19 protein-coding genes are annotated in these 17641 nt (G+C 40.8%); 8 read left to right on the top strand and 11 right to left on the bottom strand.

The features are described 5' to 3' along the window. The first annotated feature begins 110 nt into the window (after positions 1–110). The 5 genes from metE to EKM78_RS06950 all read left to right on the top strand — a co-directional run bounded on the left by metE (position 111) and on the right by EKM78_RS06950 (position 7004). Entirely contained in the window at positions 111–2369 is a 2259-nt protein-coding gene (gene metE, locus EKM78_RS06970) for a 5-methyltetrahydropteroyltriglutamate--homocysteine S-methyltransferase (protein ID WP_125770750.1), read from the top strand. Between the two features lies 1 nt (position 2370). Next, entirely contained in the window at positions 2371–3243 is an 873-nt protein-coding gene (gene metF, locus EKM78_RS06965) for a methylenetetrahydrofolate reductase [NAD(P)H] (protein WP_125770748.1), read from the top strand. Between the two features lie 218 nt (positions 3244–3461). Then, positions 3462–4232 carry an NUDIX domain-containing protein gene (locus EKM78_RS06960; protein WP_125770746.1) on the top strand — a complete coding sequence of 257 codons (771 nt, stop codon included), beginning with the start codon at positions 3462–3464 and terminating at the stop codon, positions 4230–4232. Positions 4233–4371: 139 nt separating this feature from the next. After that, complete coding sequence (locus EKM78_RS06955; protein ID WP_125770780.1) at positions 4372–5535, top strand: MFS transporter; 1164 nt, start codon at positions 4372–4374, stop codon at positions 5533–5535. 305 nt (positions 5536–5840) lie between these two features. Next, a complete protein-coding gene (locus tag EKM78_RS06950; protein WP_125770744.1) occupies positions 5841–7004 on the top strand; it encodes an AI-2E family transporter in 1164 nt (387 codons plus the stop codon). Positions 7005–7146: 142 nt separating this feature from the next. Here EKM78_RS06950 and EKM78_RS06945 read toward each other — a convergent pair whose 3' ends face one another. The 5 genes from EKM78_RS06945 to EKM78_RS06930 all read right to left on the bottom strand — a co-directional run bounded on the left by EKM78_RS06945 (position 7147) and on the right by EKM78_RS06930 (position 11091). Continuing rightward, positions 7147–7623: a glutathione peroxidase gene (locus tag EKM78_RS06945; RefSeq protein ID WP_125770742.1), complete on the bottom strand. Its 477-nt coding sequence runs from the start codon at positions 7621–7623 to the stop codon at positions 7147–7149. A gap of 472 nt (positions 7624–8095) precedes the next feature. Beyond that, on the bottom strand, positions 8096–8248 hold the full coding sequence (locus EKM78_RS12625) for a hypothetical protein (protein ID WP_164507239.1): 153 nt from the start codon (positions 8246–8248) through the stop codon (positions 8096–8098). A gap of 137 nt (positions 8249–8385) precedes the next feature. Beyond that, positions 8386–8664, bottom strand: coding sequence for a hypothetical protein (locus tag EKM78_RS06940; protein ID WP_125770740.1), 279 nt, complete (start codon positions 8662–8664; stop codon positions 8386–8388). Between the two features lie 267 nt (positions 8665–8931). After that, positions 8932–10428, bottom strand: a complete 1497-nt coding sequence (locus EKM78_RS06935; RefSeq protein WP_125770738.1) for an MFS transporter — start codon at positions 10426–10428, stop codon at positions 8932–8934. Positions 10429–10521: 93 nt separating this feature from the next. Beyond that, positions 10522–11091: a TetR/AcrR family transcriptional regulator gene (locus EKM78_RS06930; RefSeq protein WP_125770736.1), complete on the bottom strand. Its 570-nt coding sequence runs from the start codon at positions 11089–11091 to the stop codon at positions 10522–10524. A 100-nt stretch (positions 11092–11191) separates the two neighbouring features. Between EKM78_RS06930 and EKM78_RS06925 the strand changes: the two genes are divergently transcribed. Both EKM78_RS06925 and EKM78_RS06920 read left to right on the top strand, forming a co-directional pair. Then, positions 11192–11926, top strand: a complete 735-nt coding sequence (locus tag EKM78_RS06925; protein WP_125770735.1) for a sulfite exporter TauE/SafE family protein — start codon at positions 11192–11194, stop codon at positions 11924–11926. A 23-nt stretch (positions 11927–11949) separates the two neighbouring features. Then, on the top strand, positions 11950–12159 hold the full coding sequence (locus EKM78_RS06920; protein ID WP_125770733.1) for a hypothetical protein: 210 nt from the start codon (positions 11950–11952) through the stop codon (positions 12157–12159). A gap of 228 nt (positions 12160–12387) precedes the next feature. Here the strand turns inward: EKM78_RS06920 and EKM78_RS12620 are convergent, their stop codons facing one another. From EKM78_RS12620 to EKM78_RS06900, 6 genes are all read right to left on the bottom strand, one after another. Next, positions 12388–12543 (bottom strand): hypothetical protein, encoded by a 156-nt coding sequence (locus EKM78_RS12620; RefSeq protein ID WP_164507237.1) that lies wholly within the window; start codon positions 12541–12543, stop codon positions 12388–12390. A gap of 138 nt (positions 12544–12681) precedes the next feature. Beyond that, positions 12682–13464, bottom strand: coding sequence for a hypothetical protein (locus EKM78_RS06915; RefSeq protein ID WP_125770731.1), 783 nt, complete (start codon positions 13462–13464; stop codon positions 12682–12684). Continuing rightward, positions 13457–14167: an ATP-binding cassette domain-containing protein gene (locus tag EKM78_RS06910; RefSeq protein WP_125770729.1), complete on the bottom strand. Its 711-nt coding sequence runs from the start codon at positions 14165–14167 to the stop codon at positions 13457–13459. The genes EKM78_RS06915 and EKM78_RS06910 overlap by 8 nt, the downstream gene beginning before the upstream one ends. Then, complete coding sequence (locus tag EKM78_RS06905; protein WP_125770727.1) at positions 14160–14534, bottom strand: GntR family transcriptional regulator; 375 nt, start codon at positions 14532–14534, stop codon at positions 14160–14162. Before EKM78_RS06905 ends, EKM78_RS06910 begins: the two co-directional genes overlap by 8 nt. A gap of 426 nt (positions 14535–14960) precedes the next feature. Then, the gene (locus tag EKM78_RS12615; protein ID WP_164507236.1) at positions 14961–15116 is read right to left on the bottom strand and encodes a hypothetical protein; all 156 of its coding nucleotides are present in this window, start codon (positions 15114–15116) and stop codon (positions 14961–14963) included. 487 nt (positions 15117–15603) lie between these two features. Further along, the gene (locus tag EKM78_RS06900) at positions 15604–16779 is read right to left on the bottom strand and encodes an MFS transporter (protein WP_125770725.1); all 1176 of its coding nucleotides are present in this window, start codon (positions 16777–16779) and stop codon (positions 15604–15606) included. Positions 16780–16944: 165 nt separating this feature from the next. On the opposite strand from EKM78_RS06900, the gene EKM78_RS06895 reads away from it, so the two are divergent. Then, positions 16945–17316: a hypothetical protein gene (locus tag EKM78_RS06895; RefSeq protein WP_125770723.1), complete on the top strand. Its 372-nt coding sequence runs from the start codon at positions 16945–16947 to the stop codon at positions 17314–17316. Positions 17317–17641: the final 325 nt, after the last annotated feature.

Genomic DNA, 17641 nt, shown 5'->3' with positions numbered 1-17641 from the left:
TCACGTTATAACTTAAAACTATAACACGTCCTTATTTTTTTCAGTTATCCAATAACAAGAAATGATGTTAGATTATATTCAATTACTACTAATTCAAAGGGGACTTAGATATGACAACATCGATAATTGGTTTTCCACGGATCGGGGAAAATCGTGAATTAAAATTTACTACCGAAAAATATTGGCGCAATGAAATATCAGAAACTGAACTATTGGACTTTGCTAAAGACTTACGAAAAAAGCACTGGGAATTATTGCAATCGGCTGGAATCGACGACATCCCCTCAAATGACTTTTCGTTTTTTGATACGACTTTGGACACTGCTTATTTATTCAACATCATTCCAGACCATGTTAAAGACTTGGATTTGACACCTTTAGACAAGTACTTCGCTTTAGCTCGTGGATATCACGGCGATAAAGGCGATACGAAAGCTCTCCCGATGAAGAAATGGTACAACACTAATTATCACTACTTAGTACCTCAAATTTATGAAGACACGCAGATCAAACTAAATGACAGCAAGATCTTCGACGAATTCCAAGAAGCCAAAGACTTAGGCATCACAACTCGTCCCGTCATCGTTGGTCCCTTTACTTTGTTAAGCTTGAGCGAATACCACAACAACAAACCAGAGACGATCTTAAACGACCTCATTGCCGGATATCAAGAAGTCTTCCAAAAGTTGCACGAACAAGGAGCAAAATGGATCCAACTAGATGAACCAGAATTAGTCAAAGATGTTACTGGTGAAAAATATCAACTATTCTTGAACGTCTATAAACAACTACTAAAAGACAACCCTGATATCAAGATCTTGATCCAAACTTACTTTGGCGATGTTCGCGATGTTTATGAGGACTTGATCGACCTTCCTGTCGCCGGTATTGGCCTAGACTTTCATGAAGGACGTAAAACGGCCGAGTTAGTTCAGTCAGGTTTTCCAGATGACAAAGTATTATTCGCAGGCGTAGTGAATGGAAAAAATATTTGGCGCAATAATTATCAGAAAACTATTGACCTGATCAATTCATTACCAGCAAAGAATATCGTTCTCTCAACTTCTTGTTCACTGCTCCACGTACCTTTCACGATCGAAAACGAGATCTTTCCAGCAGAAGTTAAAAAGCACTTTGCTTTTGCGGTCGAGAAATTGACCGAACTCAAAGAATTACAAGCTATCTTAGACGGAAAAGAAGACGAAGCCAAAGAAAAAAATGCCCAGCTCTTTTCTAAAGCCCGCGTTGAACCTGACAAAAAAGTTCAAGATCGGATCAACTCACTAACAGACGAAGACTTTGTTAGACAACCTAGTTTAGAAGAACGAGCTACGATCCAGAAACAAGAATTTGATTTACCAGTCTTGCCTACCACTACCATCGGATCGTTCCCACAAACCAAAGAAGTCAGAAAGACTCGGGCACGTTTTCGTAAGCATGAGATCACTCAAGATGAATACGACGAATTTATTGCCGGTCATATCAAAGAATGGTTGAAGTGGCAAGAAGACATCGGACTCGACGTTCTCGTCCACGGTGAATTTGAAAGAAACGACATGGTCGAATACTTCGGTCAAAATCTCAATGGTTATCTCTTCAGTAAAAATGGCTGGGTCCAATCATACGGAACTCGTGGCGTGAAACCTCCGATCATCTGGGGCGACGTATCGAGAAACAAACCGATCACCGTTAAATGGTCGACTTACGCTCAAAGCCAAACTGATAAGGTGGTCAAAGGTATGTTGACGGGTCCAGTGACGATTTTGAATTGGTCCTTCCCTAGAGAAGATATCTCGCAAAAAGAATCGACTACTCAAATCGCTTTGGCGATCCAAGACGAAGTTCTCGACCTCGAAAAAAATGGTATCCGCATCATTCAAATTGACGAAGCCGCTCTTCGTGAGAAATTACCACTGAGAAAATCCGATTGGTACAGTGAATATCTCGATTGGGCCATTCCAGCTTTTCGCCTAGTTCACAGTAAGGTCAAACCTGAGACACAGATCCACACGCATATGTGCTATAGCGAATTTACTGATATTCTTCCTGCCATTCAAAATATGGACGCTGACGTCATTTCATTTGAAGCCTCACGTTCTAATCTGGAGATCCTCGACGCTTTGCAGCAAGAACATTTCAAACTGCAAGTAGGACCTGGGGTTTACGATATTCACTCACCTAGGATCCCTTCGGTCGATGAGATCAAAACGACGATCCACAAGATCCTCGACAAGGTCCCTGTTGAAAAGGTTTGGATCAATCCAGACTGTGGCCTAAAGACTAGAGGCATTACGGAAGCTAAATCCAGTGTAGAAAACTTAGCTACAGCAGCCAAGGAAGTTAGAGATGAAGTAAAAGAGGAATTGTAATATGATAAAAACAAATACGGGACCCCGCTTGTCTTTTGAAGTATTTCCTCCAAATTCCCAAGTCGGAGTCGACAACTTAACTAATACGCTAGATGAACTGAAAGATCTCGATCAAAGTTTTATCAGCGTAACTTGTAGCAACCACAAATTGGACTACGAAAAAACTACCATTGATCTAGCAGCGTATGTACACGACACACTAGAGTGTCCTACCATGGTGCATATGCCGGCCGCTTACGTCACTAAGCAAGAAGTCTCTCGCATCCTTGATCAACTAGAAGAAATGCACATCGATCAAGTGCTAGCTTTAAGAGGCGATATTATCGAAGGGTTCACTCCCGAAAAGGATTTTCGCTATGCCAGTGATCTGACAGCTTTCATCAAACAAGTAAAGCCTAACTTTACCGTCTCTGGCGCTTGTTACCCTGAAGTCCATCCTGATTCCAAAAATCGGATCGATGATGTCAAACATCTGAAGCAAAAAGTCGATTCCGGTTGCGATCAATTGATCACCCAACTTTTTTACGATAACGATCAATTTTATCGTTTCCAAGAAGAGTGTGCGATTGCTGACATAAATGTGCCGATCCTAGCTGGGATCATGCCGATCATCAATCGAAAGCAAGCACTACACGTCTTAGAAAATTGTGCCGCTTCACTGCCAAAGAAATTCTTGGCCATCCTCGACAAATATAAAGACAACCCAGTTGCCTTAAAAGAAGCCGGTATCGCCTATGCGATCGACCAAATCGTCGATCTAGTGACCAACGACGTCGACGGGATCCATTTGTATACCATGAACAAATCGGACACCGCCAGACACATCTACCAAAACACCGCCTCTCTCTTTGACCTAGACGATGTAAAAAAATAAGTGGACTACCACGATTTAATAGCCCTAAATTCAAACACAGTGTAAAAGCTGTGTTTTTTTCTGTCTTGCAAACTATCAGCGAGCACTGCTGCGCAGCACTCTTGTGCTGATAGTCCCTAAATCCTCACCTGCTGATCAATCTCCCTCCACTCTCTTTTACAATTGGAACATTCAAGAAATTAATTTATAATTGATGTAGTTTAATTTGAGGTGATCTAATGGACGAGAAGCCAGTAAAGAAATTATTGATCAGAGTGGTAAATATTATTTGGAGTTTTGACGCTAGTTCTAATGACGTCTTAGTTTTGCTTGTGCAAAATTCTTTGGCTCCTTATGCTGGCAAGTGGGGGTTGCCTTCTACTTTGCTGCGGGAAAACGAAAACGCTGAAGAAGCTTCGTTACGCTTGATCCGTGAAAAAATCGGTATCGATCTGCCTCATTTTTATACCGAACAACTGGCTACTTTTTCTAGCGTTGACCGCTCACCTAAAAATCGAGAAATTGCTTTGACCTACATGACTTACTTGCCATCAATGCCAAAATTGACACCTGGATACGGTGCTTCTGATGCTGAATGGTTCACCGTCGGTTCTTCAAAACATCAATACACACTGAATTATTCCTCCCTCCAGTTCAAAACGCTATCCGATAAAGTATCAGTCAGAGACTTTTATGGTCACATTAAAAATTACGAGAAAAAAACTAAACTACTTTCCGATCATTCATTAATTTTGCGCCAAGCTTTTCAACGTGTTACTAATCGGCTCGATTACTTGCCCACGATTTTACTGATCTTAGGCGATAGTTTCAGCTTGAAACAAGCCCGTATCGTCTACGCTGCCTTTTGGAAAAAATCAGTCGGTTCGATCGATAACTCTAATTTTAGGAAGACGCATGCTCATTTATTTGCTGAAGTCGGGATCGAGCATGGTAAAAGTGGCCGTCCGGCAAAATTGTATAAATTACAGCAAGTTCTTGACCCCCGTTGAAACAAATGGTAGTCTTTTTTTGTAATAGTAAAGGTACAAAATACCTTTAATAATATTATTAATTTTTATTATAAAATTTGGGGGTAAAGTTTTGGAAACAACGCAAAAAAAAGCCCAAAAACACGGCATTAAATTGCTGATGGTTTTGGGGACAGCTTGGCTGTTTGACGCAGCCGACGTTGCAATCTTGTCTTTTATCATGCCTTACATTTCTAAAGAATGGACACTCACACCGAACCAACTAGGTTCAGTTGGTGCCACCACTACGGTCGGTATGATGATCGGTGCATTTTTATTCGGTTACCTTGCCGATAGATTTGGTAAAAAGAATATTATTATTATCACGCTATTGGTCTTTTCCATCAGTAACTTGGCCTTAGCTTTCACGACTAACGTCGTACAATTTATGATCGTCCGTTTCATCACTGGTGTTGGACTTGGGGGAGAACTACCGGTGGCAGCAACGATCATCGCTGATTCTTTCTCTGGCAATCGTCGCTCTAAGATGCTTATCTTAGTAGATAGTTTCTGGGCGATCGGTTGGATCGTAGCTTCGTTATTAGCATTTTTATTCATGCCTAAATTTGGTTGGCGAGCAACTGTGATCGTTACTACGATCATGGCACTCTATACGTTGATCCTCCGTCGTCATTTACCGGCGGATATCAACGTCAAAGAAAACAAACTCAGCATGAAAGTTTCCTTATCCAAGATTTTTTCTAAAGAATTTCGCTTACAAACAATTTGTCTCAGTTTACTTTGGTTCATCATCATGTTCGTCTACTATGGATTGTTCCTCTGGTTACCTAGTGTCTTGATCTCCAAAGGATTTTCAGTCATCCACAGTTTTGGCTACGTCTTGATCACTAGTTTTGCCCAACTGCCAGGATATTTCTTAGCAGCTTACTTGATGGACAAGATCAACCGCAAGACGATACTACTGATTTACTTGATCGGTACTATTACTGGTGCCTCGATTTTTGCTACGGCAAGCAGTACAGGTATGGTCTTATTCGGAAGCATTTTATTATCATTCTTCACTCTTGGTGCCTGGGGTATCATGATCGCCCTCACACCAACACAATACCCAATCGAACTGCGCGGTATGGGTATTGGTTTCACCCAAGCAGTAGGTCGTGTCGGCGCCACGATCTGTCCTTACCTAGTCGGACTGTCACTAGGACTAGGCATCAGTATCACAACTATCTTCTTCTATTTCATCATCGCCTTGATCCTCGGCTGTATCGTGATCTCATTTGTCATGATCGACCACGACCAAGCTAATGAAGTAGCTGAACAATAGTCATGCATCAACCTTCAGAAGAAGACAACGATATTTTCGGCGGATATCGTTGTCTTTTTTGCGTGGAAACGAGTTCTTCCGTTCACTTTTTTTGGAAACGAGCTCCAGATCACACCAGCCTCCGGTTTAGAAACTATCAGCGAGCACTGCTCCTCTGTACTCTGGTGCTGATAGTCCCTAAATCCTCAGCAGCTGGGCATCCTCTTCCACTCTCTTTTTTTTGACTGCAAGCATTAATATCTTCTCACGCATTCTATTAATTTTTTGATATGATAGAGGAAATATACAGTACGAGGAGATACTTTATGGAAATAAACCGCCACAATCTTTTAAAATATGGGTCGCTTGTTTTGATAGCCTTATTCGTTTTAGTCTATCCCACGCAGATCTTCAGTTTCTTGCAAATGATCCTAGGCGTCATCTTGCCCTTGATCCTGGGTGCGATCTTAGCTTACGCTCTCAATATCTTGATGAAGCGGATCGAAAAGCACTTCTTTCCCAGAACTAAAATGAAGTGGCTCAAAAAATCCCGACGAGCTTGGGTCATCTTATTAACGCTGATCATCATAATTTTAGTCATCACCATCGTATTCCGACTAGTCATCCCTCAATTCATCAGCGCAGTGACCAATTTGTTCAAATCCGTGCCCGCCATCTTTTCTGACGTGGCCGATTTCGCCCAAAAATTGAATAAGAATTCTGTCATCTCTGAACAGATCAATTCAATGAACGTCAACTGGAGTTCTGTCCAGGCAAAAATAATGAAGTACTTCACTTCTGGTCTAACTAATATCTTCAGCTCCTCGGTAGAAATCGTAACTAGTTTTGCCAAGGGTATCATAAACTTCATCCTAGCTTTCACATTTGCCATTTACATCTTGGCATCCAAAGAAAAACTAGGTGGACAGATCAATCGAGTATCCAAAGCTTTTATGAAAGAAAAGCATCGTAGCAAGTTAAAATACTTCCTCGATGGGACTGACAACATGTTCAGCAGCTTCATCGGCGGCCAAGTAGTCGAAGCCTTCATCCTAGGAACACTCTGTGGATTAGGCATGTGGATCTTCCGATTCCCATACGCTTTACCAGTAGGTGCTTTCATCGGCATCACCGCCCTGATCCCGATCCTAGGTGCCTGGATCGGAGCTGCAGTAGGTTTCTTACTAATAGCAGTAGAATCACCACTGCAAGCAATATTATTCATCGTCTTCATCTTAGTATTGCAACAAATCGAAAGTAATTTGATCTATCCAAAAGTAGTAGGAACCTCGATCGGCCTACCAGGAATTTGGGTCCTAGCAGCCATCACAGTAGGTGGTGGCCTAGCTGGAATAGTAGGCATGTTACTAGGAGTACCAGTCTTCGCAACAGCCTACAAACTATTACAGCACGCCACAAGAACCAGACTAAACAAATCAAATACAAAAGCCCAGACAGCACCTGCAAAAAGCGAACCAGCCAAACAATAAAGTTAGCAATGAAAAAGGTGAAACAAACTACACAGCAACAAATAATTGCTAAAATAAAGCAAGCAAGCTTCAAGAACACATAAAAAAGCCCCATGAACAATTTTAAAAAAAAAGTTCATGGGGCTTTTAACATCCAAAAAAATTAAGCGTGCTGTTCCAAAGCAGCCACAATATCAGCTTCAATAGTCTTAGGCTTAGTCAACGGAGCGTAACGATCGATCAACGAACCATCACGACCAATCAAAAACTTAGTAAAATTCCACTTGATCCGCCCATGACCAGCAGTATCCTTCAAATAAGTAAACAAAGGATCCTCACCCTTACCATTCAAAACTACCTTAGTAGTCATAGGAAAAGTCACACCATAATGGATCGAACAAAAATCACTAGTCTCCTCCTCATCAGCATACTCCTGATGAAATTGATTAGACGGCAACCCGATAACTTCAAGGCCCTCATCATGATACTTTTTATACAAAGCCTCGATCTCCTCCAACTGAGGAGCCAATCCGCACTTACTAGCAGTATTAACAATCAACAAAGCCTTCCCGTTAAAGTCAGCAAAGTCAATAACAGAACCATCCATCTCTTTTTCAGAAAAATCATAAATAGAAGCCATAAAAAGTCATCTCCTTCTCAACAAACATTTACACCATTATAGCGCCATTAATCAAAAAAAATGAACATTTTGATTCCACAAAACCAAAAATTGAAACAAATGAAAACAAAATAAAAAAATCAAAGTTTCAAAATTTACCAAAAGCAGTCAAAAAAAGGCGGGAGCAAAGCGACAGCCAGAGCCATAACAACACATCAAGCAAAAAAAATCATGGCAGCAATAAAAGTCAGGAATCAAAAATGAGCGGAGCGAAGTCCCGCGAACCGAGAAAAGAGTCAGTAATCTAAAGAGGAAATATAGAGCAACAAAACCAGGAAGCCCCTACTCCCACCAGAATAGATAAAGCCCGAGATACACATGTGAGAAATAGGACGATCAAACAGTGCCAACTTGATCAAAATAAATCGGTAAATCTCAACCCAAGGGGGGGATATTGTTACCATCTAGACGGAGGGGCCCGGGGATACAGACCTCAGTGGTGAAATTTCACTTGGCGACAAAGGAGCTTAGTGAAAGGTGCAGTTTTGAAACAAGCGAGCGCCCCTTGCTCGATTGGTTCAAAATGTGCCCACCACGTTCCAGCGTCTGTATCCCCGGGCCCCGGAGTCGGCATTGAACGTAGCAAACAAAATACCACCTCCCACCAAAACACCAAACAAACTACCAGCACACAGCAAAATAAAACGCTTCTGTCTGCCATAGCTCTCTTACATCTATGACAAAATAAAAAACCCCGCATAGCGAGGTCTAATAAGCAAAATCTTAATACAACGCATAAGTAGCACCCTTAGCCAAATACCGGATCTGTTCAGGATACTCATTCTTCTCCAAATGCAATTGTTCAATAGTTTTCATAACACGATCATTATCTTTCAACCGACCAAACAAATAAGTAAACGAATACTTATCGTCGATCAAAGTATAAGTCCTCAACACCAAGTCCTTAACAAAATTGTCTTTATCGATTTCTTTATCAGCATTGAGATCTGTGTAAAGCGCCGACAAAACTTTCTTAGCTTCCGTATTATCGTTTAGTTCCATGTATATACACCTGCTTTGTAAATTTCGTTCTTGCTTTCCGTTTATGATTAGATATTATCACACCTATACCAATCAATCGATAGTTTTAACAATTTCTTCATAATTAAATCAACAACAATTCACTAAAGCATTAATACCATCAAGAAAAAAATCACCAACAAACCCTATAGCATCGGCACCAATCACCAAAAACACCAAACAAAAAAAACATCATCAACTTAAACAAAATAGAAGTCGATAATACCTTTTCAAATCACTGTGCCAATTTCAAATATCACGTGACTTAACCGGCTTAGTAAAACCAGTCTTAAACAAGAAAATCAAAATAATCACAACCAAAACCACCAAGACCAGCGCCGTCAGCATAATATTGTGGATCCCGCTAAATAAAATTTGGCGCATCTCTGGCAACAAATGCTGAGGCAAATTTTTGGCCGTCTGCGAATTACTTAAATTATTCATCATCTCCATCGTCAACTTACCATGACTCTGCGTCACACCATTCAACAAAGCGTGATTCAAGATCACACCGTAAATCGCCGACATGAACGTTTGACTCAAGATCCGGACCAAATAAGCAAAAGACGTAGCAATCGGCACATCTCGAGGTTCCGCATCGTATTGAACCGCAACTTGCAACACATTAAAGCAAAGCCCAATACCAAAGCCTTCAAACGCCCCCATCACTAGTAAAAACCAATAGCTACTAGACTCATTAGCCAAGAACAAACCAACAAAGGCAATGAAAAAGGCCGCCGTACCAATAGCAATCAAATAATAACGACCTAACCGTCTTTGCATGATCGGACCAGCTTCAGAACCAATAAAATTCGTCACCGAGCCAGGAATCTGCGTCATTCCTCCGATCAAAGCGCTCAGTCCCATAATACCTTGGGCCCACATCGGGATATAAATATTAAAAGCAACGAAAGCGCCCCACAAAAAGGCGAATAAAATCATATCGACCACCAATTTCGGATTTTTAAAAAGACGGTTTGGCACGATCGGATCTTCCGCGCGATTCTCGACCCAGATCATCCAAGCAATCAATAAAGCTCCTATAAGCAAAAAGATGATCGGGATAATTAGCGAACTAACGCCTATTTCTTGGATACCTACTAAAATGCTGATCAGGCCAATGACCATTAGAATCGCACCGCGGTAATCAACCTTCGAGTGGTTGAGATTTTCTTTGATCTTGAAGAAAAAGACGATAATGAAAATCGACAACAGAGCAATCGGCAAGTTAATGTAAAAGACCCAGTGCCAACTAAATGTATCGACGATCCAACCACCTAACAACGGACCCAAAATCGACGTTCCACTAAAACTAGCAGCAGCGACCCCAATAACTTGAGCCCGTCGTTGCAAGTTCTTGAAGATCTGCGAATAAATAATAAATGGGATAGTATTCATTCCACCAGCGCCAATACCCATGACTCCACGAGCGATCACGAACCAGACAATATTTGGCGCAAGACCTTGAAACAAAGCTCCTACCATGAAAACGATCGTCGCTGTAATATAAGCGACCTTATTACTCTTACGTTCACCAAACTTACTCCACAACGGAGTCGAAACAGCCATTCCCAGTAGGAAAATAGCTACTAACCACCCCATAAACTGAATACCATGCAAGTCACTGACAATTGCCGGTAAAGCAGTATTGATAATCGTAGAATCAAGTCCAGCCATCGCATTAGATAAAATCAAAGCAAATGTGACAATTAATTTCCGATTACGACTCAAAAAAGTTTCCCCCATAAACTAAACAAATAATTGCATAACAAGTACATAACTTAAAATTTTAGGACTACTAACAAGCGATGTCAAAGCTAGTTTGTTAGCATTTCATCTTTAATTATCAATTGATAAATTAATTAGAGCCAGCTCAATCATCTTTTCAAAACTGACCGAAGCTTCCATCAATGGATCCTTAAAACGACCAGTCCCAATATGGATCACCTCTCCAGAAATCAAATTCCGGATCATGCGAGTAATCACCAAAGATTGCTCAGCATCAGCCGCCAAAGGATCGACCAATCTTTTCAGCAATAAATAACTATCGTTCAAAACATCTCGCACACCTTGATCACCATGAAACATCCACTTGGGCATGCTAATAACGTATTGAGTAATAAAAAAATTCTCGATAGCAAACTCAGCTGCAACTTGACTATATTTCAAAACAGCAGCTTTTCCAGACAAGCCGATCAAAGAATGCTGCAATTTAGCATAGAGATCGCGATAATATTTCACCGCCACAGCAGCTTTCAACTCATCGCCATCCTTAAAATAATTATAGATCGACTGAGAACGAGTCCCCAAAACATTGCCTAATTTTGAAAAAGTAACCACTTGTTGATCTTGCACCAAGGAAATTGCCGTATTCACGATTTTTTCGTGTGATAAAGTATGTGCTGCCAAAAGACCCTCCTCTTGAAAATTACATGTTGTAGATTATAATTACATATTGTAATTAAGTATAAACAAAAACCAATTTTTTGCAATCGAGAGAAGGACCAGCTTGACATCAATCTCACTAATAATTGCCGGCATCATCATCGGCACCATCGTCATAGCACTAGGAGGAGGCGGAGCAGCATTCTATTTAGGAATCCTAACCGCAGTATTTCACCTACCACCAGAAGCAGCAGCAGCCACCTCACTAGTAACCGCACTACCCTCACTATTAATCGGCGCAACAACCTACGCCAAACAAAAACGGATCAAATTCAAAATCGGAAACATCCTAGTACTCTCCGCCTTACCATCCGTCCTAATCGGATCACTACTATCACCCTACATCCCAGAAAAAATTTATACCTGGATCATAGGCTTGATCCTAATGATCTTAGGATTACGGATCCTACTAAAAAGACAATCAAAACCAAAAGCCAACCCCAACAAAGCCCAAGCAATCCTCTACGGAGCAATAGCCGGACTAATGGTAGGAGTATCCGGATTAAGTGGCGGAGGAATGGTACTAGCCGGCTTAATACTACTAGGACTAAACACCTTCGACGCAATGGCAACATCCACATACGTATTAACAGCAACCAGCGCCCTAGGAGCATTAATGCACGCCACAGCAGGCAAAGTAAATTGGACAATTGGATTACCATTAATAGCAGGAGCCATAATAGGAGCAATCCTAGCACCGCAACTAGTAAAAATACTAGCCAAAACCAAACACCCTGAATACGTAAATTACTTCATAGCAATATTACTAATAATAATGGGTGCAAAATCCTTGTTGTAAAAGCAAAAAAAGAAAATGAATCAATGCACACAGCAAGAATGGGAGAGAATCGACCACGCGAGCCAGAAACAAATAAAGAGAGAAACAAAGAAAATATAAGAACCAGGCAAGAGCACGAGGAACGAGTGCGCGAGCAAGAAGCGAAGGCAAGAGAAGAAAAAATATATAAACTCTTATCTAACCAAAAAAGAAAAGAAAATAGCAAAAGTAATGTAAGTCAGGAAACAAAATGAGTGGAGCGAAGTCCCACGAACCGAGAAAAGAGAATAAAATCAAGATAGAAATTATATTGTGCAAAGAAAAGAAAGTCCCTACTCCCACCAGAATAGATGGAACATGAGATAGACATGTGAGAAATAGGACGAGCAAACAGTGCCAATTTGTACAAAATAAATCGGTAAAGCTCAACCAAGGGGGGGATATAGTCTCCATCTAGACGGAGGGGCCCGGGGATACAGACCTCAGTGGTGAAATTTCTCTTGGCGACGAAGGAGCTTAGAGAAAGGTGCAGTTTTGAAACAAGCGAGCGCCCTTTGCTCGATTGGTTCAAAATGTGCCCACCACGTTCCAGCGTCTGTATCCCCGGGCCCCGGAGTCGGCATTGAACGTACACCCAAAATACCACCTCAACACCCAGCTAACCAAACAAAATATCAACCTCCAGCAAAATAAAACGCTTCTGTCTGCCATAGCTCTCTTACATCTATACAAAAAAAGCACCCACCTTCCAAACAAAGAAAGTGAATGCATAAAAATCAAGACTCAGAAACAGTTTCAACCCAACGATTCATCAAGTAAACACTCAAAACCGCCTCAATAGCCGAAACAACCAAAAATCCAACAATATAAAGCACAAAATGCCAAACATCACTAGAATTACCAAACATATCCGTAGAATTCATAACCAAATTCATCATAAATCCAACAACCCGTAAAACAATATAAATCACAACCACATAAAGAACAAAATTAATAATCCGGCTACGACGATAAGGCATAAAATTACTACCAGCTCGAGTCAACAAGTGGATCAAACTAACAGTAGTCCAAGCAAGAATAGTAACCACCATCATAACCAAAGCCATCGAAAGCAGCGATTCAACGATCATACCAGCATCAGGAACTCGAGTCCCGTACATCATCCGCATCATATTAAACGAATCAACATACTCTTGCCAATTAATAGCAGCCGTAGCAGCACCAATAACAAACTCAACCACTGCCACATAAGCCATAGCAATAAACGAAGTCAACAAATTAATACAGTAAAACTTAGTATCACTGATCGGGACCAAACGATAACTATCTCGCGTATAAATACTCTCATGCGTAACAGTGATCCGAAGAAAAGCCCAAAGCATAACGATAAACGACCAAGAAAGAGCAACTTGGAAAAAGGTATTATTATTAAAATCACCATTGATCAAAGTCCAAAGGACCGAAACTGCGATCGCAATAATATTGATCAACAAAACAAAATTCATCTGGCGGAATTTTTGCCCCATTAATATTTTGAAAAAATCTTTGAAACTAGTCATTGTCATGTCCCCTCTCATACAAGCTTTCGTAGAAGTCCTCAATATCCATGCCCTTATCCTCACGGATCTTATCGGCATCCAAATTGCAGTTGATCGTCTCATCCTTGATCACCACGATCTCATCCAACAAAGACGAGATCTCAGAAACATAATGGTCGGAAATCACGATCGTAGCATTTTCCGGCTTCCATTTAATAATAGAATTGATAATATCCTTCCGACTCATACTATCGATACCATCAAAAGGCTCATCCAACAAATAAAGCTCAACTTGACGAGACAAAGTCAAAGCAATCACGAATTTTTGCTTATTACCTTTTGATAAAGCCGACAACTTCAAACTCAGATCAATATTCAAAAAATCAGCCAATTCATTAAATCGGTCAACATCAAAGTCTTCATAGACAGTCTGATAAAACTTAACGATCCGATCCAAATGAGTACCCAGTGAAAAAGCACCCAAATGATCCATATAACTAACATGACTCTTACGCTCGTCAATCCGAGAAGCCCCAGCAACCGTAATATCACCAGTAGCATGAGCCACACCAGTGATCAAACGCATCAAAGTAGTCTTACCAGCACCATTCTCACCCAAAAGACCAACAATCTTACCAGACTCCAAAGTCAAATTAACATCTTGTAAAATCTTCTTCAGCCGATGGCTATAATTCAAATTCTCAACCTTCAAAATATCACTCATTCAAAGCACCTCTATCCTTAACATATTCCACAAATTTATCAATAATTTCCGAATCACTAAAATTCAAAGCACGCAGTTGATCATAAACCAAAGCAAACTGTTCATCGACCAGCTTCAATCGCAACTGAGCAATCAAATCAACATCAACAGTAACAAAATTACCCCGACCACGTTGAGGCACAATAATCTTCTCATCGATCATCTCCGAAAGCGCCCGCTGAACAGTATTAACATTAGCCGTAACATCAACAGCCAACTGCCGAACCGAAGGCAACCGATCCCCCGGAGCCAGCTCTCCAGAAATAATCTGACGATCAAGATAATTTTGAATCTGCAAATAAATAGGAATCTTATCATCAAATTTCAAAATTAAAACCTCATTCCAACTGTATTAGTTAACTAGTACACTATAACAGTAGGAATTAAATAATGCAAATATGACATTAAATAAAGTAAAAGTATCAGCAAAACACAAGGCGGGAGAAAAGCAACAGCCAGTCAAAAATAACATCGCATCATATCCATAAAAATCACAGTGGCAATGTAAGTCAGGAAACAAAATGAGCGGAGCAAAGTCCCGCGAACCGAGAAAAAAATCAGTAATCTAGATAGAGAATATATGCAATAAGACAAGGAAGCCCCTACTCCCCACCAGAATAGATAAAGCCTGAGATAGACATGTGAGAAATAGGACGAGCAAACAGTGACAATTTGCAGAAAATAAATCGGTAAATCTCAACACAAAGGGGGGATATTGTCTCTATCTAGACGGAGGGGCCCGGGGATACAGACCTCAGTGGTGAAATTTCTCTTGGTGACGAAGGAACCTAGAGAAAGGTGCAGTTTTGAAACAAGCGAGCGCACTTTGCTCGATTGGTTCAAAATGTGCCCACCACGTTCCAGCGTCTGCATCCCCGGGCCCCGGAGTCGGCATTGAACGTACCACCAAACTACCACCTCAACCCCAACCCATCAAAAATCCAAAACACCAGCACAAGAAAAACGCCACTACCAACCACAGCTCTCTCACATACATATAAAAATAATTTAATAAAATAAACAAATCATCTTGTTAAATTCATCACAAGATGTTACTATATAGTTGTCGAAAGGAAGAAGAAAAAAAGAAAGATTCTTCCTTATCAAACGCCAAAAAACTGATCATTGGAAACACCCAAAATGGTTTCGCAAGTTCGATGAACAGATTTAAAAGAAAAAAGCTTAATGTAATTCATTTATCACAAGAAAAGATGAACAGAATTCTATCTCACAAGCATACGTAACACGGAATAATAATTAACCACACTTCGTTTCGAAAGATAATTAATAGCATAACAAATGATCGGTTAGGCTTTTGATTTTTAGACAACGAAAAAACCTCCAATTTCCATCTTGGGGGTTTTTCTTTTGGCTAAAATTAAAATGTAAAAAATCAATTAAATCTCTTCCTTGGACATCATCCGACTCAGCACGATCGACAAGACCAGTGCGATTACGCCATAAACGGCGGAGACATAACCAACGGAAGTCAAATCCAAATACTTAACCGTCGTTGAAGCTGAAAACGATCCTAGTGAAATACCTAAGTTAGCAAAAATCGAGATCAATGACGTAGCTAATGCAATCGATTGTGGATAATTCTTAGCAGCCTCATCCATGAAACCTAATTGGATAGTTGTTCCATAAATAATTACCAAAGTACATAAAATAGCCAGAACAATGACACCGGTGATTTGGTTATTAAGTGAAACACCGAGTAGCATAGCGAAGATGATCATCAAAATGTATACATAAGGCAATTTTTTCGTACCATTATTTTTTGCGACCATACCAGCGATCTGATTTCCAAGAATACTCATGACCCCCATCAAGAACAACAGCCAGTTCAAGCTCGTGATGTTGAACTGTAAAACCGAATGGATCAAGTTTCTGATGTAAGTATAGAAGGAATATTGGAAACTCAACGTCGCTACCGTGATCCCGATTCCAACTAAGATCTTTGGATCCTTCAATAATGCCAATTGCTCAGCCACACTGCCGGTAACCTCTGGTTTTTCACTCGGAGTCAACCAAAATAGTAAAGCGAAGACGATGACTGTCAAACCGGATACCATCCAAAAACTCGCGTGCCAACTGATCCAAGATGCAATGGCGGACCCCATTGGAACACCAACAACTGAGGCGATACTAAAGCCGGCACCGACCCAAGCCATCGCCATCGGACGCTCGTCTAGTGAAGTCGTGATGCTAACGTACAAATTGACCAAAGTGATGATAGTACCGACAACTAAAGCCGTAACGATCCGGGCAAAAAACAGCCATCCCAACGTTGGTGCGATTTCCGTCAACGTGTTACTTAAGAAAAAGATCACAATCAAAGATAACAAGACTGTCCTTCGATTCCAATGGCTCGTTAAAGTCGTCAGGATCGGTGTACTGATAGCATAGACTAATGCGAAAGCCGTAACCAAAATACCGATCGACGAAAGTGATACTTGATAACTATTGGCGATATCCGATAAGATACCAACGACCATGAACTCATTACAGCCGAGCATGAAAGCTGTCATGATAAAAGTTACCAAACGCAAGCGTGCGTGTTTTGTATACATGAAGATGCCCTCCCTACTTTTTTCCAAAAGCTACTATAACAATTTATTCATACTATTGAAAGAAAAAAATAACCATGCAATATTAATGTAATTTTAAAACGTCTTCATTTTGTGTTGAGAACGCTTTCATGTCATGGTACATTAAACCCAGAGGAGGATTTGCACATGAAAAAATATTTCAAATCGATCACCACAAGTATGGCTATACTGATCGCAGGTCTTAGCCTGTCGACTGCTTTTGTAGGTAATACAGCTTCTGCTGCACCAACGTACAATGCTCTGGACGAAAATAATGTTACGGTTTCCTTGCCTTACGTTACTCAAATCGAAACTGGGGACTTTCCTTATGCGATTTTGAGTCCGATCGGGGTTGAGATGCTTAACGGGATCAGTCCTCGGATATTGATCAATCCGGATAATCTGCTTCGTCATTCGCCGGTTCGGGTTACTATGAGTGATGGTTCTGTTCTGTTGCAATATAATGATACTGGCTGGTATGTTGATCAGTCGCAGGTTGTAACTAATATTTTACGATGATTGTTTTTTTGATAGCTGCTGATATTTTTATTGGTGGCTATTTTTTTTGGTTTTTTTGGGGGGTAGTAGTTTGGTTGTGCGTTCAATGCCGGTTCCGGGGCGGGGCGCTATATGGGACTGGAACGCTGCCGACGCAATTTTGAGCTACCTGGAAGTTCGCCAGGTATCTCAAAACTTGGTCTTTCACTAGGCAATAAAATTGCCAAGTGAAATTTGGGTGCGCTCGGCATGGGCGTTAGCTAGGTGATGAAAGTTCACTGTGAGCCGTAGTAGTCGGAATCACGAGTTGAGGACAAAGGTGTCCACCGCGAGGTGGAATCTGAAG

The organism is Companilactobacillus furfuricola (assembly GCF_003946325.1).
In the GTDB taxonomy this organism is placed as follows: Bacteria; Bacillota; Bacilli; order Lactobacillales; family Lactobacillaceae; genus Companilactobacillus; species Companilactobacillus furfuricola.
This window is presented reverse-complemented; position numbering and strand designations above follow the sequence as displayed.